This window comes from Rahnella sp. PCH160 (assembly GCF_047784855.1).
GTDB lineage: Bacteria > Pseudomonadota > Gammaproteobacteria > Enterobacterales > Enterobacteriaceae > Rahnella.
Genome location: NZ_JBLOGT010000001.1, coordinates 2,731,670 through 2,754,669 on the forward strand (window position 1 = coordinate 2,731,670; position 23,000 = coordinate 2,754,669).

General features: G+C 50.4%; 25 protein-coding genes and 2 pseudogenes. 15 read left to right on the plus strand and 12 right to left on the minus strand.

Features of this window, described 5'->3' with window-relative positions; genetic code table 11:
• The 6 genes and pseudogenes from ACM5QY_RS12640 (at position 1) to ACM5QY_RS12665 (ending at position 7,513) form a co-directional block, all read left to right on the plus strand.
• Positions 1–465, plus strand: a complete 465-nt coding sequence (locus ACM5QY_RS12640) for a hypothetical protein (protein ID WP_416120976.1) — start codon at positions 1–3, stop codon at positions 463–465.
• The gene (locus ACM5QY_RS12645; protein ID WP_416120978.1) at positions 465–1,043 is read left to right on the plus strand and encodes a hypothetical protein; all 579 of its coding nucleotides are present in this window, start codon (positions 465–467) and stop codon (positions 1,041–1,043) included. Before ACM5QY_RS12640 ends, ACM5QY_RS12645 begins: the two co-directional genes overlap by 1 nt.
• 9 nt (positions 1,044–1,052) lie before the next feature.
• Positions 1,053–1,961 (plus strand): hypothetical protein, encoded by a 909-nt coding sequence (locus ACM5QY_RS12650; protein ID WP_416120980.1) that lies wholly within the window; start codon positions 1,053–1,055, stop codon positions 1,959–1,961.
• 116 nt (positions 1,962–2,077) lie between these two features.
• Positions 2,078–3,811 carry a hypothetical protein gene (locus ACM5QY_RS12655; RefSeq protein ID WP_416120982.1) on the plus strand — a complete coding sequence of 578 codons (1,734 nt, stop codon included), beginning with the start codon at positions 2,078–2,080 and terminating at the stop codon, positions 3,809–3,811.
• Positions 3,811–7,097 (plus strand): annotated as a pseudogene (locus ACM5QY_RS12660) (hypothetical protein). The gene ACM5QY_RS12655 and the pseudogene ACM5QY_RS12660 overlap by 1 nt, the downstream one beginning before the upstream one ends.
• Before the next feature lie 11 nt (positions 7,098–7,108).
• Positions 7,109–7,513: a Rap1a/Tai family immunity protein gene (locus ACM5QY_RS12665; RefSeq protein ID WP_416120984.1), complete on the plus strand. Its 405-nt coding sequence runs from the start codon at positions 7,109–7,111 to the stop codon at positions 7,511–7,513.
• Between the two features lie 22 nt (positions 7,514–7,535).
• Here ACM5QY_RS12665 and ACM5QY_RS12670 read toward each other — a convergent pair whose 3' ends face one another.
• From ACM5QY_RS12670 to ACM5QY_RS12690, 5 genes are all read right to left on the minus strand, one after another.
• A complete protein-coding gene (locus ACM5QY_RS12670) occupies positions 7,536–7,697 on the minus strand; it encodes a transmembrane anchored protein (RefSeq protein ID WP_416120986.1) in 162 nt (53 codons plus the stop codon).
• A gap of 118 nt (positions 7,698–7,815) precedes the next feature.
• Positions 7,816–8,340: a DUF2335 domain-containing protein gene (locus tag ACM5QY_RS12675; protein ID WP_416120988.1), complete on the minus strand. Its 525-nt coding sequence runs from the start codon at positions 8,338–8,340 to the stop codon at positions 7,816–7,818.
• Entirely contained in the window at positions 8,288–8,503 is a 216-nt protein-coding gene (locus tag ACM5QY_RS12680) for a hypothetical protein (RefSeq protein ID WP_416120990.1), read from the minus strand. Before ACM5QY_RS12680 ends, ACM5QY_RS12675 begins: the two co-directional genes overlap by 53 nt.
• Before the next feature lie 152 nt (positions 8,504–8,655).
• On the minus strand, positions 8,656–9,615 hold the full coding sequence (locus ACM5QY_RS12685; RefSeq protein WP_416120992.1) for a Rha family transcriptional regulator: 960 nt from the start codon (positions 9,613–9,615) through the stop codon (positions 8,656–8,658).
• 130 nt (positions 9,616–9,745) lie between these two features.
• Positions 9,746–10,015, minus strand: coding sequence for a hypothetical protein (locus ACM5QY_RS12690; RefSeq protein ID WP_416120994.1), 270 nt, complete (start codon positions 10,013–10,015; stop codon positions 9,746–9,748).
• 196 nt (positions 10,016–10,211) lie between these two features.
• On the opposite strand from ACM5QY_RS12690, the gene ACM5QY_RS12695 reads away from it, so the two are divergent.
• The 7 genes from ACM5QY_RS12695 (at position 10,212) to helD (ending at position 16,421) form a co-directional block, all read left to right on the plus strand.
• Positions 10,212–12,461, plus strand: coding sequence for a phage tail fiber domain-containing protein (locus ACM5QY_RS12695; RefSeq protein WP_416120996.1), 2,250 nt, complete (start codon positions 10,212–10,214; stop codon positions 12,459–12,461).
• A 9-nt stretch (positions 12,462–12,470) separates the two neighbouring features.
• Positions 12,471–12,668 (plus strand): Thoeris anti-defense Tad2 family protein, encoded by a 198-nt coding sequence (locus ACM5QY_RS12700; protein WP_416120998.1) that lies wholly within the window; start codon positions 12,471–12,473, stop codon positions 12,666–12,668.
• Between the two features lie 67 nt (positions 12,669–12,735).
• Entirely contained in the window at positions 12,736–13,056 is a 321-nt protein-coding gene (locus tag ACM5QY_RS12705) for a hypothetical protein (RefSeq protein WP_416121000.1), read from the plus strand.
• Positions 13,053–13,568: a lysozyme gene (locus tag ACM5QY_RS12710; protein WP_416121002.1), complete on the plus strand. Its 516-nt coding sequence runs from the start codon at positions 13,053–13,055 to the stop codon at positions 13,566–13,568. The genes ACM5QY_RS12705 and ACM5QY_RS12710 overlap by 4 nt, the downstream gene beginning before the upstream one ends.
• Entirely contained in the window at positions 13,553–13,939 is a 387-nt protein-coding gene (locus ACM5QY_RS12715) for a hypothetical protein (RefSeq protein WP_416121004.1), read from the plus strand. The genes ACM5QY_RS12710 and ACM5QY_RS12715 overlap by 16 nt, the downstream gene beginning before the upstream one ends.
• The gene (locus tag ACM5QY_RS12720) at positions 13,936–14,217 is read left to right on the plus strand and encodes a hypothetical protein (RefSeq protein WP_416121006.1); all 282 of its coding nucleotides are present in this window, start codon (positions 13,936–13,938) and stop codon (positions 14,215–14,217) included. The genes ACM5QY_RS12715 and ACM5QY_RS12720 overlap by 4 nt, the downstream gene beginning before the upstream one ends.
• 149 nt (positions 14,218–14,366) lie before the next feature.
• Positions 14,367–16,421 carry a DNA helicase IV gene (gene helD, locus ACM5QY_RS12725; protein ID WP_416121008.1) on the plus strand — a complete coding sequence of 685 codons (2,055 nt, stop codon included), beginning with the start codon at positions 14,367–14,369 and terminating at the stop codon, positions 16,419–16,421.
• Positions 16,422–16,489: 68 nt separating this feature from the next.
• On the opposite strand, the gene mgsA is transcribed toward helD, so the two are convergent.
• Positions 16,490–16,951, minus strand: coding sequence for a methylglyoxal synthase (mgsA, locus tag ACM5QY_RS12730; RefSeq protein ID WP_416121010.1), 462 nt, complete (start codon positions 16,949–16,951; stop codon positions 16,490–16,492).
• Positions 16,952–17,069: 118 nt separating this feature from the next.
• Positions 17,070–17,729: a YccT family protein gene (locus tag ACM5QY_RS12735; protein WP_416121011.1), complete on the minus strand. Its 660-nt coding sequence runs from the start codon at positions 17,727–17,729 to the stop codon at positions 17,070–17,072.
• A 190-nt stretch (positions 17,730–17,919) separates the two neighbouring features.
• On the opposite strand from ACM5QY_RS12735, the gene ACM5QY_RS12740 reads away from it, so the two are divergent.
• A complete protein-coding gene (locus tag ACM5QY_RS12740) occupies positions 17,920–18,333 on the plus strand; it encodes a CoA-binding protein (RefSeq protein ID WP_416121013.1) in 414 nt (137 codons plus the stop codon).
• Between the two features lie 59 nt (positions 18,334–18,392).
• On the opposite strand, the pseudogene ACM5QY_RS12745 reads toward ACM5QY_RS12740, so the two are convergent.
• From ACM5QY_RS12745 to rlmI, 3 genes and pseudogenes are all read right to left on the minus strand, one after another.
• Positions 18,393–19,719 (minus strand): annotated as a pseudogene (locus ACM5QY_RS12745) (IS4 family transposase).
• Positions 19,720–19,840: 121 nt separating this feature from the next.
• Positions 19,841–20,158, minus strand: coding sequence for a heat shock protein HspQ (hspQ, locus tag ACM5QY_RS12750; protein ID WP_416121015.1), 318 nt, complete (start codon positions 20,156–20,158; stop codon positions 19,841–19,843).
• A 126-nt stretch (positions 20,159–20,284) separates the two neighbouring features.
• Positions 20,285–21,478: a 23S rRNA (cytosine(1962)-C(5))-methyltransferase RlmI gene (rlmI, locus tag ACM5QY_RS12755; protein WP_416121017.1), complete on the minus strand. Its 1,194-nt coding sequence runs from the start codon at positions 21,476–21,478 to the stop codon at positions 20,285–20,287.
• Between the two features lie 99 nt (positions 21,479–21,577).
• On the opposite strand from rlmI, the gene yccX reads away from it, so the two are divergent.
• A complete protein-coding gene (yccX, locus tag ACM5QY_RS12760) occupies positions 21,578–21,856 on the plus strand; it encodes an acylphosphatase (protein ID WP_416121019.1) in 279 nt (92 codons plus the stop codon).
• 4 nt (positions 21,857–21,860) lie between these two features.
• Here the strand turns inward: yccX and tusE are convergent, their stop codons facing one another.
• Together tusE and yccA are read right to left on the minus strand one after the other, a co-directional pair.
• Complete coding sequence (gene tusE, locus ACM5QY_RS12765) at positions 21,861–22,190, minus strand: sulfurtransferase TusE (RefSeq protein ID WP_416121021.1); 330 nt, start codon at positions 22,188–22,190, stop codon at positions 21,861–21,863.
• A gap of 108 nt (positions 22,191–22,298) precedes the next feature.
• Positions 22,299–22,961 carry an FtsH protease modulator YccA gene (yccA, locus tag ACM5QY_RS12770; RefSeq protein ID WP_416121023.1) on the minus strand — a complete coding sequence of 221 codons (663 nt, stop codon included), beginning with the start codon at positions 22,959–22,961 and terminating at the stop codon, positions 22,299–22,301.
• Between the last annotated feature and the right edge of the window lie 39 nt (positions 22,962–23,000).

Below are 23,000 nucleotides of genomic sequence, written 5' to 3' on the forward strand. Positions count from 1 at the left end.
ATGCGCAAAGTTGAAATCGTACAGGCCACAGAACAGCACGCCGCAGAGATTCTGCCTTACATCCGTCAGGCGGATATCGATGAATTCTATGCTGCCGCTCTGATCAATCCTGATGAGGTCTTACGCCGTTCCATGCGCGCTTCATCCATCTGCTGGGCTGGACTCATTGACGGGGAAGTTGTCGGGATCTTTGGCGTCTGCCCTGCGTCAATGCTTACCGGCTTCGGGGTTCCCTGGCTGGTCGGCACCGACAGACTGGAGAAAGTGCAGGTAACTTTCCTTCGTCATTGCCGCCCGGTACTGGCTCAAATGCTGGCGCTGTATCCCCGTCTCGAAAACTTCGTTGATGCCCGTAATACCGCCGCAAAATCATGGCTGCATTGGCTTGGCTTCACGCTTAATGACGCGCATCCCTACGGCGCGCTGCAATTACCTTTCCACCATTTCCATCTGAGGGCTGAATAATGTGTGAGCCAACAACAGCAGTTCTGGCTATTACTGCCATCACGGCAGCGGCATCGGCGGCCAGTTCAATTAAACAGGGTAATGATGCAAAAAAAGTAGCTGATGCGAATGCTGACAACCTTGAACAGTCTGGCCGCGATGCGGTTAACGCTGGCAATGCGCAGGCGCTTCAGCAGAAAAATCAGGGTCGGCAGTTGGCTGGCCGGCAGGCTGCCGCGTTCGGTGCCAACGGCACTGACATGACATCAGGTTCAGCGCTGAACACGTTCGGTGATACGGCATCAGGCACCGAGTTGGACTCGCTGACTACCATCAACAACGCTCAGCGTCAGGCTGCCGGTCTGGACTTTCAGGCCAGCGCCAGCCGAGCACAGGGCAAGATTGATCAGAATGCAGGATATGCAAAAGCTGGCACCACAATCTTAAACAGTACACTCAGTGGCTTCTCTGCATATAAGACAATGGGTGGGTTTAGCTCAGCAGCCTCCACTAGTTCAAGTACGGCTTCATCAAGCAGCATGTTCTCTAACCTGTCTAAGCAACCATATTCAGCTACCTCCCCATTCTCTTTCAGCTAAGGTGAAATCATGCCATTAGTACCGGTTCCGCAGTATGAACGTCAGAGTGTTGACCGTCCGGGCCCCGTTAATGTCGCCAACATTCAGCAGCGTCCGGGGATGTTGGACGGTATTGCAGAGTTTGGGAATAACTTGTCTGGCGTCATTCAGGAACAGAAGCATAAAACCGATTTGGCCTTTGCCCAGAATGCTCTTCTGGATTTTAACAAACAGGCTGATGACCTGATCAATAACCCACAGACTGGCTTGGTAACAAAGCAGGGTGCCAATGCGCTGGGGCAGAGTCAGCAGGTTGCTAACCAGCTCGCTGAACTTGCTCAAAAAACCTATTCCGCTATTCCAGATGGTGCTGTGAAAGAACAGTTCTGGGGCCAGTTTCAGCAGGCAGGACAACAAGTATCAAGCCGCGCCAAAACCTATGAGATAGGGCAGCGACAGCAGTTTGAACAGTGGCAATTTCAGGGACTTATTACAAACCTCCAGCAGCAGGCAGAAAACAGCTTTGATGATAATCAGGGATTCATCGATGCCAACCTGACGGCCAGAGACCAGATCATGGCTTACGGTCAAACTCATGGGCAAAGCCCTGAAGAAATTGAAGCCAACTGGGTTAATTTCCGCGATAAGTCATCGAAGGCCGCTTTAACGGCTCAGCTCACTGCTGGTCGATACGACCAGTTCATTCAGAAAAATGGCGAACCTTCTGATCTTGGCGGCGTCACCCGCTTCACCTCACATGGCAATTCTTCGCCAGCGCGCGGGCTGAGAAACAATAACCCGGGAAACATTGAAGCAAGCGACGCAAACCCATGGGAAGGGCAGATAGGTAGTGATGGGCGATTCGCTAAGTTCGAAACGCCAGAGCACGGGATCCGTGCGTTGGGTAAAAATCTTCTCTCATACCAACGTCAGGGGTAGACACCGTCACAGATGTTGTAAACCGTTGGGCGCCAGCATCAGACGGGAATGACACAAATAGCTATATCAGTGCGTTGTGTAAAACCCTTGGCGTTGGTGCAAATGATCAGTTGGATATGACCAACCCGCGTACTTTGGCGGCGCTCTGCGCTGGAATTGTCAGCCATGAAAATGGTAACCAGCCTTATACAGAAGACCAGATCAATACCGGTGTCAGCGCGGCTCTGGGCTTGTCCGCACTGAATTCATCGAAGCGTCGTACTGGCAATGCTGCGTTTGATGCTGCCAGCCCATCAGCACAAGGTGCCTTCCTTCGGCAGGCGCAGGCCATGCAGAATGAGCAGCGTGCACTTTACGCCCAGCAAATTGGCTCATCTGTGAAAGATGCGTATTCGGCACTTGATGAGGGTTTCAGACCAAGCCAGATGCCTACACAGAATGATTTCCTTCAAGCCTATGGCCCGCTAAAGGGCGCGAAACAATGGCAGGATATGCAGGACCAGGTGAAGTATGGCGCTGTTATTGGCGCAGCCAAAGACATGTCACCGTCTGGCCGTCAGGATGTACTCGAGCGCCTGCGACCGAACGACCCGAATGAACCTAACTTTGCAGCTAACCAGCAGCGCTGGGACAAAATGCAGTCTAAATTCAAGCAGCTTGATGCAGAGTGGGAAAAAGGTCAGGGTGTAAACCGTTTTACATCATCTCTTCAAAATAATTTCCCATTGGATCCTAACGACAAAAACAATCAGGCCGCCGCTGATCACTACTTTGATCAGAACGTTGCTCCTGACTTTAATTTGAAAAGTGATGATAGCCTTAATCAAGTTGCGAACATCACAACAAAGTCAGGAATTCTGCCCACACAGATCAAAACAATGCTCACTGCTGGGGCAACATCGAAAGACCCATCTGTTGTTGTGCCGATGGCAAGGATGTACGGACAGATTTTTGACAACAACCCTGCTGCCGTTACCAATCTTGATAAAGGCGCAATGGCTTTCTACCAGAAGGTTTATGCCTATGACCGCGCTGGCGTTCCGGCAGATAAAGCGGTTGATATGTCCTACAGCCAGGTGTACCAGCAGGACGAGCGCACTAAGCAAATGATCAGCACGAAGCAGCGTGATAAAGATTATCTGAAAGGGCGGGAATCTGCGGCACAAAGTAATATCAGCGCGCTGACATCGGCGACGTCTTTAACTCCATCATCAAGTGACCCGTCACGCTCGAACCTTCAATATCAGCGTGACTACCAGACTATTTATGATGCCAACTTTGCGCAAACTGGCGGGGATGCCGGTCAGGCGGAAGCCATGACAAACGCTATGATCCGAAATACGTGGGGCGTGTCATCAGTAAATGGCACCCCGGAGATCATGAAGTACGCACCGGAGGCTGTTTATGGCGTTAATAATGGTTCAGGCAATTGGATTCAGGGGCAATGGGAAACTGAAAAGCGTGAGTTGCTCGATAAATCCTTTGGTGGTCAGCGTGACGACACCCGCTTGGTTCTGGTACCAGATGCAATAACGCCACGCGACCAAAGCTACAGCGTGATGGTGCGCCAGAAAAACGCCGAGGGCTATGATGATGTCAGGCCATATTATGGTGAAACTGGCATGCCTGTTCGATTCAAGCCAGACCAAAAAACATCGCCAATGTACAAAGCAACAATGGGCTTCCAGCAGCAGCGTGTAGAGGCAGCCAAAGAGCAGCGTCAGCAAAATGAAACATCGACATCGTCTGGGTTCACCAATGACACAGGTTATCAGCCACCAGATTTTACTAAACCATTCGGTTCCGGTATGAACCAGTTGCCATCAAACATTACAGCCGGGGGCAAATGATGCCGACTTACGAGCAAAAAACTGATGAACTTTTGTCTGCTGATGTCAGCCAGATCCCGCAGCCAGAAGACAATAGCTTTTATCAGCAAACACCGTCATTGCTTTCTGCTCTTAACCCATTTACTCAGGATCAGCAGGTGCAGCGTTCCCGCGACGCGGCATTTCGCCTAGATAACTCTCTGGGCAGCTTTATTGCCAGCGCGCCGTTTAGCCAGTTTGATAAAGTCGACGGGTATAACCCATTTGATAACAACGCCGCCGATCTTACAGGCTATGAAGACTATGCTGATTCGTTTATAGATGCCGGTTCTCCTGAAGAAACTCTGGCGATAAAACATCGGATCGATACACAAATGCAGGACCGGGCGTTTTTATCTGAGGCTGGCGGTGCTGGCATCATCTCAAGCATGGCTATGGGACTTGTCGACCCGATTAACGTAGCCTCAGTTTTTGTCCCTCTGGGTGCTGTTGAGCGTGGCGGATCTGCAATCAGCACAGCCGCTCGCTTTGCGGCTGCCAATGCTGGTGCTGGGGTGGCCTCCGAGTTGTCGTTAAACGAAACGCAGGAGACTCGCACCCTTGGGCAGAGCGCCATGAATGTGGTTGTTGATGCAATGGTGGGCGGGATCCTCGGTGCTGGTGCTCAGGTGCTTGCTGGCGCTGGCGCTCGCGAAGCGGTGAATGCCTCGGTATCTGCCAACTTACGCGGCACCGACGCGCCGCAGAGTATTGGTGCGGCACAGGTATTTAACACCACTCTCGATCAGGAGCAGCTTGCAGGACTGGGGCTGTTCAATAAGACCCTAAGCATCAATCCCGGTGGTCGCCTGGCTCAGTCACCAGCGAGATCATCACGCGCCATCAATCAGCAGTTGGCCGAGAACAACTATTTCTTTGCCAAAAATGACGAGGGTCTTGCGACATTTACCGCGGCTGAGACAAAGATAAAACAGTACGACACCATGCTGTATAAGCAGATGGAAAATACGAAAGACGCATATCAGACATACAGCAAGAACATCCGCACCACCGGTGGTAAACGCATGAACTTCGTAGATTTTAACGAGGCTGTTGGTGCGGCTATGCGGCGTGGTGATCATAGTGAAACTCCAGAGGTTGCCCAAGCAGCAGCATCCATCAGGCCAATTTTTGAAGCGACAAAAGTTCGCATGCAGGAGTTGGGTATTTTGCCTGAAGACGTCAGTGTTTCAACCGCTCAAAGTTATCTCCCTCGCGTATACAAGTTTGACAAAATCCTCTCTGACCGCACAGAGTTTCGTGGGCGTATAGCGACATGGCTGCGAGGCATCAGCTATGGCGTGGCTGAAAAGGCTACTGCACGTCTGGAGAAAATAAACGCTGGGCTGAATGATGCCGCAGATGCTGCGCCCAAGGCAAAGGCATTGGCCGATGACATCACCGCCTCTAAAGCATGGGCAGGCAGAGAGGCTGAATTAAAAACTGAAATTGCTGCCCGGGATAAAATCATCAAAGAAAGCGATGATGCAGCAGCGGTGACTGCTGCAAAAGCCGAGCGTGATGCCTTCGCCCGCCACAGCGATATTCTGGAGAACACCAAGAAGTACCAGTCTGAGCTGCGCGCGCTGAACAAAAAGGTGAAATCAACAGATAGGCTCAACGCAAGTCGCGACAGGAATATCAAAAACTCAGAGCCACTAAGCCGCGAAGAAGCGGAGGATGCTGCCGACGAGATCGTAAATAAAATTATCGGTGCGCCGTCTGGATTTGTTCCTGCTGATGTCATTCCTGAAAAGATCATTGGACGTGCTGGATTTACCAAGAGCCGTAGCCTTCTCATTCCTGATGAGCGTATCGAGGACTTTTTAGAGTCGGACATCAATCATGTCATGGAAAGTTACCTGCGACAGATAGGGCCAGAGATTGAGCTTACCGCCCGGTTCGGTAGCAAAGATATGGGTGAGCAAATCAGGCAGGTTTCTGAGGAGTACACTCAGCTTATCCGTGATGCCAAAACGCCTAAAGAACGCGCTAAGCTGGAGAAACAACGCAGTGCAGACCTGCGTGATATCGAAGGGATGCGCGATCGCCTGATAGGGACCTACGGTGCGCCGAGGGATCCGAGGAGCTTCTTTGTGCGAGCAGGGCGCGTGGCTCGTAATGTGAATTTCCTTCGCCTACTCGGCGGCATGACAATATCTGCACTGCCTGACCTTGCACGCCCAATGATGCAACACGGCCTGGCTAAATCGTTGCAACCGCTTGGCGTGATGCTCCGCAACATGTCTGCCATAAAAGCGGCCACGAAAGACCTCCGAGAAATGGCCGTAGGATTGGATTACGTGCTGTCTACCCGAACAAAGGCAATTGCAGACCTTACCGATCCGTACAGTCGTCGCTCTGCACTGGAGAGGGGGCTTAACTGGGGTACACAGAAGTTTGGTAACTGGTCGCTTATGAACCAGTGGAACTCGACCCTTAAGTCGTGGTCTGGCCTGATTGTGCAGTCTCGCATACTTGATAATGCTCAGTTGCTTTCAGCAGGTAAGGAATTGCCACAGAAGGAGATCCGGAAACTGGCTCAGCTCGGCATCGATCAGACCATGCTTGGGCGTATCGCTGAGCAATATTCAAAGCATGGCGAAGACATGGACGGCCTCCTTACCGGTCATAGCCATCTATGGGATGATCGCGTTGTGCGTGAAGCATTTCAGGCTGCCGTGTTAAAGGATGTTGACTCGACTATCGTCACGCCGGGGCGGGGGATACGCCGCTAATGATGAGCACTGAAGCCGGGAAAATAATCATGCAGTTCAAGACCTTTATTTTCGCCTCTCATAACCGTGTACTGGCGTCAGGAATACAGCAGGGTGATGCTTCGTTCTATCTGGGAGCGCTCGGCTCAATCGCGCTGGGGGCTATGGTTTACACGATGAAGCAAAACCTGTCTGGGCGTGAGGTAGATTATCGTCCGAACAACCTGGTCAAAGAGGGGCTCGACAGATCTGGGATGTTGGGCTGGTTGTCTGAGCCGGTGAACACCGTCGAGAACATGAGCGGTGGGCGTTTCGGTTTGGGTGCCATGTTCGGTGCGCCGCCGGTATCGCGCTTCCAGAGCCGTAATGCGATCGGTGCTTTAATGGGGCCGACGTTTGATATGGCTGGCGATGGTGCGACGATCGCCAATGGCGTGTTGAATGGAGAATTTGACGACAAACAGACACATGCCGTCAGGAAGTTGCTACCATATCAAAACCTATTTTACATTTCTCCGCTGCTCAACCGCGTAGAAGAACAACTTAAATAGATTGGTGAATAATGAATAAGTTAACTATTATTTTTGCTATGTTTTTGCTACCAGTTTCACTTAATGGATCCTGCGCTCAAAATAAATTGGTAACCATAATGTATCAAGGGAATCAGCCTTTAGTCCTTGCTAGATCAGTAATCGAGCATGATAAAAAAGGCGACGCAGTTAGCCCAACCGATAGCCTAAACAACTTATTTTTTATGAATTATGTTTCTGCAATCATAGATGATGATGCAGTAAGGTTCGCATATGAAGGAGAAGAGGAAATGTACTGTCCCCCAACAAAAAGCGTTGGAAATCTTAGTGTTATCGCTGCGAAATATATAATAGATCACCCGGAAGATAGATCTATACCAACCCCACTATTACTAAGAAAGGCTTGGAGAATTGCATATCCTTGCGATGCTAAATAGCCCCATCCTTGGGGCTTACCTATCAGCGGACGCCTTTTCCGCCTGGGCGAGAGTCCTCAGACCTTCCACCACATCGCGAACCATCTGATGCGGTGTCACCATCATGCTGACAGCTACCAGCGAAAGCCTGAGCGGATGCGCCCAAAGAAAGGGTTACCAGAAGCATTGCGAATATCTTTTTCATGTAATACCTGCGTGTAGTTATGGCCACAAATGTGGCTCAACAAAAGTATTCTCTTAAGTTAAATTTTACCAGTGAATAATTGGATTCAGTTGGTTATCGACAGACACAAAAAAGCCCCTTATGGGGCTTCTTCATCTGAGTTGGTTTTTGTGATTCTGCCTATTGCGAATACAGAAGCAAGACCTATTAGATCAATCGTTATCAGCGTTCCCGCAAAAACAGTCTGACCCTTCCCAGCAAAATATGTGGCTATGGCAAGTATGATCAATGTGATGGAGTAAGCCATCCACTGACCACGTTTATCTTTTTGAACTGACCCACCTACAGCCGTTTTTGTTACAGTATGCCGGTGCCCTTGCTCCTTCTCGCTCATAGCCATGATGCGTTCAGCGCCGTTTGGAATAATATCGTTATATTCCCTTAGCATGGCTGGCGGAGGGAGCGGACCACGGAAAGCCGTTCTACTGACTATAGCCATTACTTTGGGGCGATCGAGAAGACGCTCTACAAGTATGGGGTTTTCTACCAGCTCTGACTCAATTTTACTGACTAACTCAGTCGCTTCTGCCTCTGCTTCTGCTTCTGCCTCTTCAGCTTCTTGCAGGTGAGAGTTTCGAATCTCTTCTTCCGGATGCCTTTCCATAACCATCAATACTCACTCTAATGTCATTACCAACTGCGATGAAGTCAGAAGCAATGTTTTCAGCGTCAGATTTACGACCAACAATTCTTGAGTAGTCGGTGGATGGCATAATGTCGAGAACACTCCCCGCAATGCGCAGATACTTCTTGGTTGAACGCAGCATGATGACCCTCCTTATTGACATAACCGTTGTTACCATATCGGTAAGATTACTCAAATTTGATGAATATGCAATGCGTCCAGAATTATTTATGGTGATTCATGATGTGCTGGATGTGGGTAAATCAGGCGTCGGGATCCCGACGCCTTTGTCGCTTACTGAATCTTAGCGATCGCCTGCTGGATGTACGCTGCATGGGTGACGATATCATTGACGTCTTGTTTTAATCCCACTACGTAGTTGGACAGGCAAGTTAACTCAGATAGGGGTCTGCTGACATCATGGCCATCGCGGTGAAGCTCCTGAAGCAAATCCATTAACTGCGATTTTTGCGCCAAGGATGCCGCGCCGGTTGGAGTATGGAAGTGTTCCATAAACCCAGACTTGATAGGGTAGCAATAGCGTTTGGCTTGAGACTGGATCTCTTTCTTCCCTGCCGGGATGAATTCACCTTCATGGATAATGCGCTGCAGCTTGTCGACCAGTGCAGAAAGGTTGGCTGTTCCGGTACCCACCAGATCGCCGAGAGTACTGCTTCCATAACGCTGAGTTACAAGCTCGTTTTCCATGCGATTGAACTCTTCGATGTAGGACTCTTTGAACGCTGCCGCTTTTTTGCCAGTGAAGCCCATAGCCAAAAATACAAAGCCGTCTTTGGTCATTTCGTAGGCTGGTCGTTTTTCGCATTTTGCATCGATGTATTCAACCGCCTCAAAATTGAGGGCGTTAAACTTCGGTGAGCATTCCAGGTTTGCCAAGGAACGCAGGACGTTGTCATGTCGCTTCTGGAAGAAATCAGAAACAGCTAATGAGGTAGTGACGGCGCGATTGCCGTGGATAGTAACTTCAGGAATAACGGTTGATAGAGATGTGTTCATGATGAGTTTCCTTCGTAGTTTGGAAATCACCACTGGCAACGCCAACTGCCTGGTGGTGAGCTGAACAAGGTTGGCGTACCGGCTACAAAGGAACCCGGCCAACCCGAAGGTTGCCCTGCCCAGCCCACCATTGAGATGAGGCTGTGCCGCACAAATAAAAAAACACGCTGATGCGCGTGTATGTGCGCCTTTATAGTTTCGGAACGCCAATCCCGGCACCAGATTTTGCTGGTGCATAAACACTATGGCGCATTATTTGCGGCGTGTAAACTTACCAAATTGGTAACTTTTGCACAATCTAAATGCGAAATGTTTACCGTCGTAGGATAAGAACGCCGCCTGCACAACGGCGCGGGCCCGGTAACGATCAGAACTCGCTGCGCGCCTTTTGAAGCAAATAGGTGAGGTGCGTCTCAATATCACGCAACGTTTCCTGATTACTGGTGACATAGTTCAGCAGGGCTTTCAACTCGGTCATTGCACCTGAGATGTCGTAGCCTTCCTCATATAGCTGTACCAGCAGTCTCTCAATGTTGGATCCTGTCTTAAGCGCGGCCACGCCATTGGGCGTATGTACCTGTTCTGAATAGTCATCCGTGCACGGATAGTGATATTCGTTTTCTTCCCCAGCTCGCATAATTTTTCACCTCCAAATAAACTACTGTATGTTTATACATATATCATAATTCCTTTTTTACGTAAGGGGGGTAAATGTAGGTAAATTTATAAATCACCAATTAGGTAACTAAAACCATTTCAGTGGGTAATTAAAATTCATATAAGAATAAATAGGCGGTAAGATGAGCGGATAACCACCAACGCGGAGCCGCGCCATGACTGTTTCAACTGAGGTTAACCAAGCCGCCTACACTGGGAACGGCGTTACCACCGTTTTTCCTTACACATTTCGCATATTGAATTCAGCAAACTTAACTGTTACACGGATTGACCTTCTGGAAGTTGAGACTGTTCTTACCCTTGGCACTGACTACACTGTGACCGGTGCTGGCTCATACAATGGTGGGTCTGTTGTCCTGCCTCAGGCACTTCCGAGTGGTTATTCTTTGGTTATTGAGCGTGACCTGGCGGCGATACAGGATACTGACCTGCGCAATCAGGGCACCTTCTTTGCCGAGGTTCACGAAGATGCATTCGATTACCTGACCATGCTCGTTCAGCAGGTTACCAGTTGGATTGGCTTGGCACTACGTCGCCCGACGATCAAGTCAAATTTCTATGACGCCAAACAATACCGCATAGCCAATCTTGCAGACCCTGCAAGCGAACAAGACGCAGTAAACAACCGCTACATGAAAAGCTATGTAGATCGGGCTATTTCAGGAGTGATTGGTGGTTTTGGCTGGTTTATTCAGGCTGGCTCTGGTGCGGTGTATCGTACGTTCCAGGATAAGATGAGGGACTCAGTTAGTTTATTGGACTTTGGTACTGATACAACAGCTTTGACGAGAGCAATAGCCACCGGTAAAACTGTTAGAATCCCAGCAGGTAATTACTCTTTCATCTGTAATACTATTAATTTGCCGAGCAATACTCAGCTATTGTTCGACTCAGCCGCAGTTATTAATTGGGTAAATAACTCAGGATCGAGCGGAAGTTCACAGGAAGCATGGTGTTTTAAGTGCACTGGCGTCAATAATATTGTCATTTCCGGCGGCACCCATAACTATGCAAATGACACTATTGTGCTGGTGGCTGTCCAGAGTGCAACAAGCAATGTAATGATTGAATACATGCGCGTTATAGGTCCGCGACTTCTTAATGTGCAAGATGGTACTGGTGTATATGGAAGCAGCACCTCATCAACAAGATCTAAAAATATAAACGTTCGCTTTATTACAGGTCAGGTTGTGACCCGTTCATCTACTGGGGCATTCATTTGCATTAGGTTCACTGATGGTGGGGTTGTTTCTGATGTAAATGCCTATGGCTATTATTATGCAGGCATGTTCTGGGGTGGAGACTCTAATTTCTCTATAGATGGAGCCATGGGTAATGAGCGCAAGTGCACAGGGATTACCTTCAAAAATGTTGTTGCAAGCGTCGTATGGGCTGGTGTTTGGGGTTCAATGGGCCACAACATTACAATTGAGAACTGTTCTGTAACCGCTATCGATCCTTCACATAGCGATGTAGGGATTGATTTCGAAGGGTGCACTAACAGCAGAGCATATGGTTGTTATGCCAAGAACTTCCCTAATGGCTGTCTGGCAACTTTCTTTTATAATTCACAAGTTTCATTTATTAACTGCGACACTGTTGTAGATAACGCCTTGGGACGCCATGCTAGATTCAATAACTCAGGCCAGAACAATAACGCCAGAGATATATTAATCGAAGGTTGTAGGTTTAAATCAATAGGTTTCGTATCTCTCATTAACCAGAACGGAGCAGCACACAATTTAATATTTAAAGGTAACTCTCTGGTTAACGTTATGGTTTTATTTATAGCGAATAATAACGGTTATATAGAGGTGTCAGGAAACCAGTTTTCATTTGATGTTGTTCCGTCTAATAATTATAACACTTATGGTGTTTATGCCATGTTAGGCGTTGGTGGATTTCATGGTGGTTTAACCGGGATTGGTGCAGGTTCGTCTGCAAAATCCTTATGTAAGGATAACTGGTTCTCGTCTGAGATAACGCTACCATCTCCATCATATGCCACATGGATCCTTAATGTGAGCACAAGCAAGACGACAAACATTGATGTTATTGGTGGTGGAACATTATCAACAGGCGTTGATCACGATCTTGGCCTTGCAAATGTTGGTGCTAATGTTGGGATATCGCTTAGATTTGATGTGAGAGATTACCAGTTCTTTAATTCAAGCTGGACAACAGAAATACTTGGTTCAGCAACGCTGTATCCTAAGGGTACGGTGAAAGGTAAAAACAACCTCGGAGTCGTCTGGCCTAATTCCATCACAGATAATTTGAGTTATGCATCGACTTGGTATGATGTGCGCCAAGAGTTTGAGTTAATCACGCCTACCTCTACTAAGCGAGGTGACCTGGTTTACACGGCAGGGATTGGTACTTCAGCAGCAGTTCGTGACTACTAAGGGCATCATATGACATGGGATGAAGCGTTAATCGCAATAAAATCAGGCGCTAAAATATCTGCCTCCAGGCTTGGTGATGGCGCATACGTTGAATTATCAACAGGTTCAGAAAGTGACATGACACTGCATAGCGAAAATGGGCAGTTACAAGGCTGGTCGCCTGCGTTATCTGATCAGTCTTCAAACGAATGGTATATTTTAAACTGATGGTAATTTTTATCCGTATGTGAATTATTGTGTATCATGGGGCAACCTACTTCAAAGGGGTTGCATCATGAACCAAGTTCAAAACTGGATACAAAACGCATTAAATACCATCGGTAGCTGGATAACCTATCTCTGGGCTACTGTTACCGCTGGTACCGCACTTCTCTCACTTCAGGATTACACCTTCATCATCGGTACCGTTGTCGGCGCAATCTTCACTATCAGAACCTTTCGTGTTAACCGGGCTGAAAAGCTGGCGTCCATTGCAGATATGCAAAGGCGTACAGATTTGTATGCCGAATTCCTCAGAAATTATGACCCCGCGAAACCTCCCGCCGCAATTGAGATAGTCCACGAAGCACTGAAACGTGCGAGCAATGACGCATGAGCGCCATCAGGAAGGCCGGTAAAGCCGGTGCCGTCTGTTCTGTCGCTGCAATCATCGCAATGGTGATCGCCAGCGGGCAGGTAAGAACCAGCGAACAAGGGCTGGAACTGATCGGCAATGCGGAGTCCTGCCAGCGTGACCCGTACAAATGCCCGGCAGATGTCTGGACTGATGGTGTGGGAAACACTCACGGTGTTAAGCCAGGTATCCGCAAGAATGATGCGCAGATCGCCGCTGACTGGGAAAGGAACATCCTTGATGCGGAGAAGTGCGTTAACCGTTATGCGGACGGCGATAAGCTGAAGCAGGGGGCGTTTGATGCTGCCGTTAGCGTGACGTTTAACATGGGTTGTCCGGCGATGCAGAAGTCCACGATGTTCTGGATGTTCAGGCAGGGCCGGATCACCGATGGGTGTAATCAACTACCGCGCTGGGTACACGCCGACGGCAAGGTGTTGCCCGGTCTGGTCACCCGGCGTAATAAGGAGAAGGCATTATGTCTAACCCCGTAAAAGGCATTGTCTATATCATCCTCGTCCTGCTGGCGCTGAGTGCTGTTGTTGGCCTTGGTGCATGGCTGGCCGGGCGACATTACCAACCTACCATCGATAACCTGAACAGCAAGCTGACAACTTGCGGCAATCTCAAGCGCCAGGCAGATGCTACAATTCATTCTCAGAATACAGCAATCACCGCGCTCCAGCAGGCTGGGGCGGACAGGGATAAGGCAGCGAAGGATGCCGTGGCGGCCGCCCGCGCATCAGCCAAAGATGACTACGGAAAAGCCAATGATGTGCTAGCTGAGCGGGTGGACAGTCCTGACGTTTGCGCTGCTGCTTCTTCAGCGTTCGACGCCGAGCTGGCGCGGGAGCGTGCAAAATGAAATGGCTGATGATTATCATGGTGATTGGCTTGGCCGGTTGCGCTGGACGCGCTGCTGTTCCAGAACCTGTTTATGTTGAAGTGAAAGTCCCGGTGCAGGTACCATGTGATCCTGGTGCAATCGACGCGCCAGCCTTCGCTGTTGACCGGTTGCCGATCGGTTCTTCCATCGACAAACAGATGCGGGCTCTACGCGCTGAACGCCATCAGCGCATTGGTTACGAGAAAGAGCTTAAAGCTGCTGTTGATTCCTGTCGCGCCACCGCAAAGCCGGGTTAAGTTGTTCCCGAAACGGTACCTAAGACGGTATATAAAATGCGGTGTATTTTATTTATTATATATAACAATGAATTACACTTCGGCTTTATAATCAAATAACAAATATTACTTTTCCGTCAGGAATTAAAGAGAGAAAACGGTGTGATGATATGGAATTGAAATCGACCTCTTTCGGGAAACATCTGGCGCAGCATCCCTATAACCGGGTGCGTCTGCTCAATGCGGGCGTAGAAGTCAGCGGCGACAAACACCACTACCTGATCCCGTTTAATCAGCTTATCCAGATCCGCTGCAAGCGGGGCATTGTCTGGGGTGAGCTTGAATTTGAATTGCCCGAGGCCAAAGTTGTCCGTCTGCACGGCACGGAATGGCAGGAAACCCAGCGCTTTTATCAGCATCTTCTCAAAATCTGGCAGGCCTGGAGTGAGGAGATGAGCGGCATCAGTGCGGGCGTGCTGCACGGTCAAATTGAAAAAATTACGCGCATCGAAGAACAGGATAAATGGTTCAAAAGCGTTGAACTGGCTGATGTCCAGAAAGACATCACTGAGGCTTTTTCCGCCATTCCTGTTCCTGTCGAGCGGCTCAATGGTTTCGATAATTGTCGCGAAGATTATCACACCTGTTTGCGCTGGCTTGAGCAGGGTAAACGCAGCGTCGATAAACGCAATCTGACCTGGACTGACCGGGTGATTGCCGAAAATCAGGATTTTTTCGATAACGTCGAGGTTTCTCCGCTCAACGAAAGTCAGTGTCGTGCGATCGTGAATGGCGAAGATGCCGTTCTGGTTCTGGCGGGCGCGGGCAGTGGTAAAACCTCTGTGCTGGTAGCCCGCGCAGGCTGGCTGTTGCGTCGTCAGGAAGCCGTGCCGGAGCAAATTCTGCTGCTGGCACTCGGCCGTCAGGCAGCCGATGAAATGAACACGCGAATAAAAGAACGCCTGCATACCGACGGAATCAAAGCCAAAACATTTCATGCGCTGGCGTTGCAGATTATTCAGGAAGGCAGCAAGAAAGCGCCAAAAATCAGCAAACTCGAAACGGACGCCAAAGCCCGTCGTAATCTGCTGATCAAAACCTGGCAGGAGCAATGCGCCGGCAAAAAAGTGCAGGCCAGCGGGTGGCGGCAGTGGATGACCGATGAGCTCGAATGGGATGTGCCGGAAGGGGATTACTGGAAAAATAAATCACTGGCCGAACGTCTGGGTAGCCGCCTTGAACGCTGGCTGAGCCTGATGCGCATGCACGGCGGCAGTCAGGCCGAAATGATTGAAAGCGCGCCGGAAGACGTGAAAGATCTGTTCTCAAAGCGCATCCGTCTGATGGCTCCGTTACTGAAAGCCTGGAAAACGGCGCTCAAGGAGGAGGGTGCGGTGGATTTCTCCGGGCTTATTCATCAGGCCGTCAATATTCTGGAAAAAGGCCGTTTCGTCAGCCCGTGGAAACATATTCTGGTCGACGAATTTCAGGACATTTCCCCGCAGCGTGCGCTGTTACTGTCTGCATTGCGCAAACTGAACAAACGCACCAGCCTGTTTGCGGTGGGCGATGACTGGCAGTCCATTTATCGTTTCAGCGGTGCAGAGCTTTCTCTGACTACCGCTTTTGCGGCGAACTTTGGCGAAGGCGCACAGTGCGCGCTCGACACCACCTACCGGTTCAACGATCGCATCGGTGAAGTTGCTAATAAATTTGTTCAGCAGAACCCTTATCAGCTCAAGAAACCGCTGAACAGCCTGACCAGGGGCAATAAGAAAAATGTGGTGATCTTGCCTGACGATCAACTGGAAAAACTGCTGGATAAACTCAGTGGTTATGTCACCGCCGATGAAAAAATTCTGATGCTGTCGCGATATCACCATTTACGGCCACATATTCTGGAAAAAGCCGCCACCCGCTGGCCGACGCTGAATCTTGAATTTATGACGATTCATGCCAGTAAAGGCCAGCAGGCGGAATATGTCATTATTGTCGGGCTGCACGAAGGGAGCGACGGCTTTCCGGCACCGGCGCGTGAATCTGTGCTGGAGCAGGTATTATTGCCTGAACCGGAAAACTTTATGGATGCCGAGGAACGGCGGTTACTGTATGTGGCGATGACCCGCGCGAAGCATCAGGTCTGGTTAATGCAGGATAAAGCGCGTCCTTCGGTTTTTGTGGAACAGCTCGAAGATATTGGCGTTCCGGCGCAACGAAAACCCTGATCACAAATCGCCCGGTAAATGCCGGGCGATTTGTTTATGCATACTCTGCGAATGCAAAGCCTCGTCCATCACTCTTTCAGACGTGCCCACAAATAACGCTGATAATCAGGAATAACAATATCCACTTCTGACTGGAATAACGGGGAAGCAATCAGGAAATCCGCCGTCGCCACATTGGTTGCCACCGGAATATTCCAAACGGTTGCCAGACGCAGCAGGGCTTTTACATCCGGGTCGTGAGGAACGGCATTGAGCGGATCCCAGAGGAAAATCAGCAGATCAATTTTCCCTTCGGCAATCAGCGCGCCAACCTGCTGGTCACCACCCATCGGGCCGCTCAGCATGCTTTTAACCGTAATCCCGGTGCTGCGCTGAACCAGATTCCCGGTAGTGCCGGTGGCGTAAAGAATGTGCTGTGACAGTTCAGCCACGTTTTTATCCACCCATTTCATCAGGGTGTTTTTGCAGTGGTCATGCGCGACCAGGGCAATATGTTTTTGTTTGGCGATCGTGCGGGTCGTGTATTCCATCAAATTCCCTTCAACGCGAAAGTAAGAGTGGATCACAGAATACTGAAACTCCGTTTTACTGCATAGCGCGGGGGCAACAATTCGGCGTTAAGAGAGAGAATGCGTGATGCAGATTAAATTACGAGGCGCGTTCCTGTTTTTCCGGCAGTTTAAACCAGAGCAACAATTGTTCAATGCCCGCATTTGCCGCCAACCGGGTCCAGAGTGGGTGAAGATAAGCGATGGATATTTGCGAAGGAACTTCACGCGCCAGCGCCGATTTCTTATCGGTATTGCCTCTGGCGAAAGAAGGCACAGCAGCACGTCCGCCGGATAAGTTGTACGTCATCATGAGCTTTTCAGCGCCCGCCGTATTGCCCGGATTAAACAAGTTCAGAACATCGCGTTGGGTCGCCAACGTATTTCCCTGATCATCCACCAGTTGATAATTCATTTGCTGGCTGAACTGGGCGGTGTCTTTTTCATTGCTAAGCTGAGGCAGTACGAAGGAAACGGCGCGGCTTCCTTTGGCATTGAACGTGACGATAAGCGCCGGAGAGTGATAAATCAGCGCGTTTTGCGCGGCGGCGGGGTGCAGATTTTTGCTGACCTGAAACAGAATCTGATGTTGGCCGCCATCCAGCTCGAGGCTGTCAGCGCCTTTGAGAATGGCACCGGACATCTGTTTGCCGTCAATAACCAGCACATCCACATCAGCAGACAGTTTGAGTGAGGTCGCAGAAGCTGACGCCATCAGGCTGAAGCTCGCAAATGCGACCAGCGCACGACAGACTTTCATTCATCTCTCCTCAGACACACTATTGTTCATCCTCCATTATTCAGTAATGGCGATTGTGTGTCAAAGTTTTACAAAATGTTTTAATTTCACATCAGGCCATTCTGCACGCCGATCCTTTTTGTGCCGGGCACTGTCGAAACGGTCAGGCTGCGTTACACTTAGCGGAGACAGGTCAAAAGGAGATAACCCCGTGCAAGACAATGATATTCGCAAAATTCTTGAGGACGTAAAAACGATCGCTCTGGTAGGTGCTAGCGACAATCCTGGCCGCCCGAGTTATGGCGTGATGGCCTATCTGCTTTCTCAGGGATATAAGGTCATTCCGGTCAGCCCGAAACTGGCAGGGCAGGCGTTGCTTGGGCAAAAAGCGGTGGGAACGCTGGCTGAAATCGCAGAACCGGTGGATATGGTCGATGTTTTCCGTAACGCAGAAGCCGCCTACGGCGTGGCGCAGGAAGCCATCGCAATTAAAGCAAAAGTGCTGTGGCTGCAACTGGGCGTGATCAACGAACAGGCCGCCGTGCTGGCAAAAGATGCCGGACTGAAAGTGGTGATGGATCGTTGTCCGAAAATTGAAATCCCGCGCCTGGGAATGGAAAAGTAACGGAAGCAGGTTGAGTTTTCAGACGAAAAAAACCGGCCAAAATAGCTAATGCCAGTCAGTTAAGCAACTGACTGGCTTTTTTCCTGTGCTTTTGGATACTTCCGGGGTCTTTCCTTCACCACTCTCGGAAAGGCCCTTTCTCTTCTTATCGGCAGCTTCACCATCTGCGCCATACTCTCCAGATTACGCAACAGTTCGGGGATCCGGCCCGGAGATGCGCCCTGAAGCGTCATTAACATCCTCATCACCAGACTGCACGAGTCTGAGAAGCTTAGCTGATTCGGCCAGTAACCCTTTAGGGTTTTAGACATCTTAATCATCTGATAACGAACAAGATTATAGGCTAGTAATACCCCCATAACTCCTGCTCGACAAGTTCTGGTTTTTTACTTCTCAGCGTTAACCGACTCAGTAACATCGTCTGCTTAATTTCACGATAACCCAGTTCGATTTCCCAACGGTGGCCGTAGAGATCGGCCATTTCCCCCCCGGGTACCGCATGGCATCTGTCATTGAGGTCAGCAGATGGCAGACTTTGCCTTTACGGGTAAACGTCAGAAGGCGAGCCGTCATTTCCTCCCCCAGATCAGGCCACTTTTTCCGGGCCTGAGGACTGGTTTTCATCCTTATCAGATGATCGCCTTTACCGAGTTTTCGCACCTCTTCGTACTGCGCTCCTTTTTTCAACGGGATCATCCAGTGACGGCTCTCTCCCGCCTGATGCCAGGCATTCAGCAGCCCCAGAGAATAATAACCTTTATCGAGTAAAGTCAGTGTGTTATCGCCTGTTTGTTCTATCAGTTTTTCTGCCAGCGTATATTCGCTTTCTTTCATCGTACCGAAGGCGGCAGCCGTAAGCAGGTGGCTGGTCAGTTCCATCTGGCAGACCATTTTCACCTGCGGATAAAGCCCCGGTTGCCCGGCATAGGTCTGTCGCGGGAAAGCCACATCATTTTCTGGTGTATCCTGGGTTCGCCAGACGACACCGTCCACCGCCAGTAATGTCAGACCACACCAGTGTGGATGGGTGACGGAGTTGTGCCACACCTGTGCCGTTTGGGTAAACACGCGGCGAACGGCATCACTTCCCAGGCGCTGGCGGGCCTGGATAACGGCGCTTGGGGCAACGAAGGGCCGGTTGCCGGGGAGCATAATATCCAGCCGGTTCACGATTTGGTGGAGGGGTTCTTCGCGTTCGAGCGCCATGCCAATGATGCACCAGACCATCATTTCCAACGGGAGACGGCGTTTACGCAGCGTGACGGAACCTGACTCGGCCAGACAGCGGGAGACAAGGTCGGGATCCAGAACATCACCGAGAGAAGTCAGAGGGTTACGGGTAGAGTCGTAGCAGGAAACGAGCTCAAGAGCCTGAGCAATGCGCATAAAAAAAATCCAGAAACGAAGAACGTTTCTGGATTTTTACACAGCCACTGGATCGTTCAACTGATCCTTAACTGATCGGCATTAGCCAAAATAGCCGGTTTTTCATTAAGTGTGCGCGGGATCAGTTGCGCAGTCGCGGTGCCTGCAACTGACTGCGGATTGACGCGGCCAGATCATCCAGGGAGGTGTGCTCCGGATGTGAACGCGCGGCTTCATGGTCAATCTGAATTTCTGCCAGATAGGTATGAACCGGCTGGCCTTCTTCATCTTCCATCACCACATGATACCAGGGTGCGGCGCGCATCGAATCGTCAGCGGCAACATCATCAACGCCGGGCTTTTCGAGTGAATATTCAGCGTCAACGTCAATTACCACGCCTAAATAGCCTAACAGTCTGTGACGAACTTGCTGGCCGATACCGTATTTGCTGGCAATCATAGTCATCTCCCAAAATTATCCATTCATCTCTATATGGAGATAAAATGTGCTATTTCAAGTTTTGACCGCTTAATCTGCTAAAAATTCTGTGACGCGCTGCCGGAACAGCACGTCGTGATCATGGGATTAATTCATCACCAGACAAGCGAAGCCTTTCAGGTACAAACCTTCAGGATAAGCGCCGGTCACCGGGTGATCGGCCGCCTGACGGAATTGCTCAACGAACTGAATTTCGCGACCGGCATCCAGTGCGGCGTCAGCAAGGATTTTCTGGAACAAATCGGTTGGCAGCAGGCCGGAGCAGGAGAAGCTCAGCAAAATACCGCCCGGACGGAGCAGTTGAATCGCCAGCATATTAATATCTTTGTAGCCACGGCAGGCGCTCGCCAGCTGGTTTTTGTTCTCAACAAATTTCGGCGGATCCATCACAATCATGTCGAACTGCTGGCCTTCCGTGCGGTATTTACGCAGCAGCTGGAAGACGTCTTCACGGACGAATTCGGCTTTTGACAGATCCAGTTTGTTAAGTTCAACGTTCTGACGCGCAACGTCCAGCGCGGCCTGAGAGGTATCCACGTTGGTGACTTTGGTGCAACCGCCCATCAGCGCGGACACGGCGAACGCACCGGTGTAAGAGAAGCAGTTCAGCACATTGCGGCCAGCGGCATAGCGGCGCGCGGCTAAGCGACTGTCACGCTGATCAAGATAGAAACCGGTTTTGTGGCCTTCTTTAATATCCACCAGCAGGCTCATGCCGTGTTCCTGAATCGGCAACAGGGCAGGCGGTTCTTCACCCACGACATGGCCCTGAACCAGTTCCAGACCTTCTTTTTTACGCACGGCAACGTCGGAACGATCCCAGATGGCGCATTCCGGATAGCAGTGTTGCAACGCAGCAATCAGCGGCGCGCGCTGGTATTCCGCACCGGCGGACAGCAATTGCAGCACCAGGAAATTCTGGAAACGGTCGATGGTGATGCCCGGCAAACAGTCGGATTCACCGGCAATCAGACGGTAGCCGTCCAGACCGTCACGTCTGGCGATATAATCACGCCAGCTTTGCGCCTGCTGTAAACGGCGGACGAAGAAATCGATATCGATTTCTTCATCTTGCTTGAAAGTCCAGACACGGGCGCGGATCTGGGATGACGGCGAATACGCACCGCGCGCCAGCCATTTTCCCTGACTGTCTACAATATCAATAGTGTCGCCGGAATTGGCTTTACCTTCGACGCGCTGAACGGCGCCGGAAAACACCCACGGGTGGCGGCGTAAAAGTGATTTTTCGCGGCCTTTGGCCAGAATTAAACGTGCAGTCATAAAATTAGGTTCTGTCGGTTCGGAGACAAAAAAGAGCGACATTGTCCGGTCATGCAGGTGAAATTGCAACGAACCATACCGCTAACGGAGAGAAATATTATGGCAAAAGTCAGTATAGCCGCCTATGTCTACGGCAGGGTGCAGGGTGTCGGTTTTCGTTTTTCGACACTACATCAGGCCACCGGCTTAGGGCTGACCGGTTATGCAAAAAATCTTGATGACGGCAGCGTCGAAGTGGTGGCGTGTGGCGAACAGGAGAAAGTGGATCAGCTGTTAGCCTGGCTGAAACAGGGCGGCCCAAAACATGCGCGGGTTGATCGCGTGCTGAGTGAGCCCGCCGCGCCCGGTCATTACACCGATTTCAAAATCAAATATTGAAGCATTACAGGCATTTTACCGGTTTTGGCAGGCCTGCGATTTTGGTCGCCTGTTTGGCCGGGCCTTTCGGGAACAGCCTGAACAGATAGCGGCTGTTGCCTTTCTCTTCACCGTATTTCTGTGCCATCGCTTTCACCAGCATGCGCACAGCCGGTGATGTGTTGAATTCGAGATAAAACTCGCGCACGAAGCGCACCACTTCCCAGTGCGCATCGGTAAGCTGAATACCTTCTTCTTCTGCCAGCAGCGGCGCCAGGCCTTCCTGCCAGTCATTACTGTTTTTCAGGTAACCCTGAGCGTCGGTTTCAATCACCTGACCGTCAAACTCCAGCATACAACCTCTGACCTGTAAAAAATGCAGCGGACAGTTTAGCAAAAAGCCCCGTCTGACAAAATAAAAAGCCCCGCGCGGTGGCGGGGCCCGAACGTCTTATTCGCGGTATCAGTTACGTGATGACATCCCGAGAATGCTCAGCAGGCTGACAAACACGTTGTAGAGCGACACATACAGGCTGACCGTGGCGCGAATATAGTTGGTTTCGCCGCCGTGAATAATATTACTGGTCTCCCACAGGATCGCACCCGCCGAGAACAGAATAAACAGGCAGCTTATTGCCAGTGACAGTGCCGGAATTTGCAGGAACAGGTTCGCGATCACCGCGACCAGCAAAACAACAAAGCCCGCCATCATCATGCCCGACAGGAACGACATGTCTTTTCGAGTGGTCAGCACATAAGCTGAACAGCAGAAGAAGACCAGCGCCGTACCGCCAAGCGCCAGCATAATAATGTCACCGGCCCCCACGGAAAGCAGGGAACTCAGCAACGGTCCGAGCGTATAGCCCATGAAACCGGTCAGCGCGAAGGCGGACAAAATACCCGCCGGGCTGTTTGCCGTGCGGTAAGTCAGGAACATCAGGCCGTAAAAGCCGACGATAGTCAGCAGGAAGCCCGGTGCAGGTAAGCGGAGAACCGTACTCGCTGTTGCAGTAATCGCTGAAACACCGAGCGTCAGGGCTAACAGGAAATAAGTATTGCGCAACACCCGGTGTGTGCTTAACAACGAGCCTGCGCGTGATGACGAAGAGGCAACGATACGATCCATAATAAAATTCTCACTTTAAACAAAAAGTTGAAGTCGGTG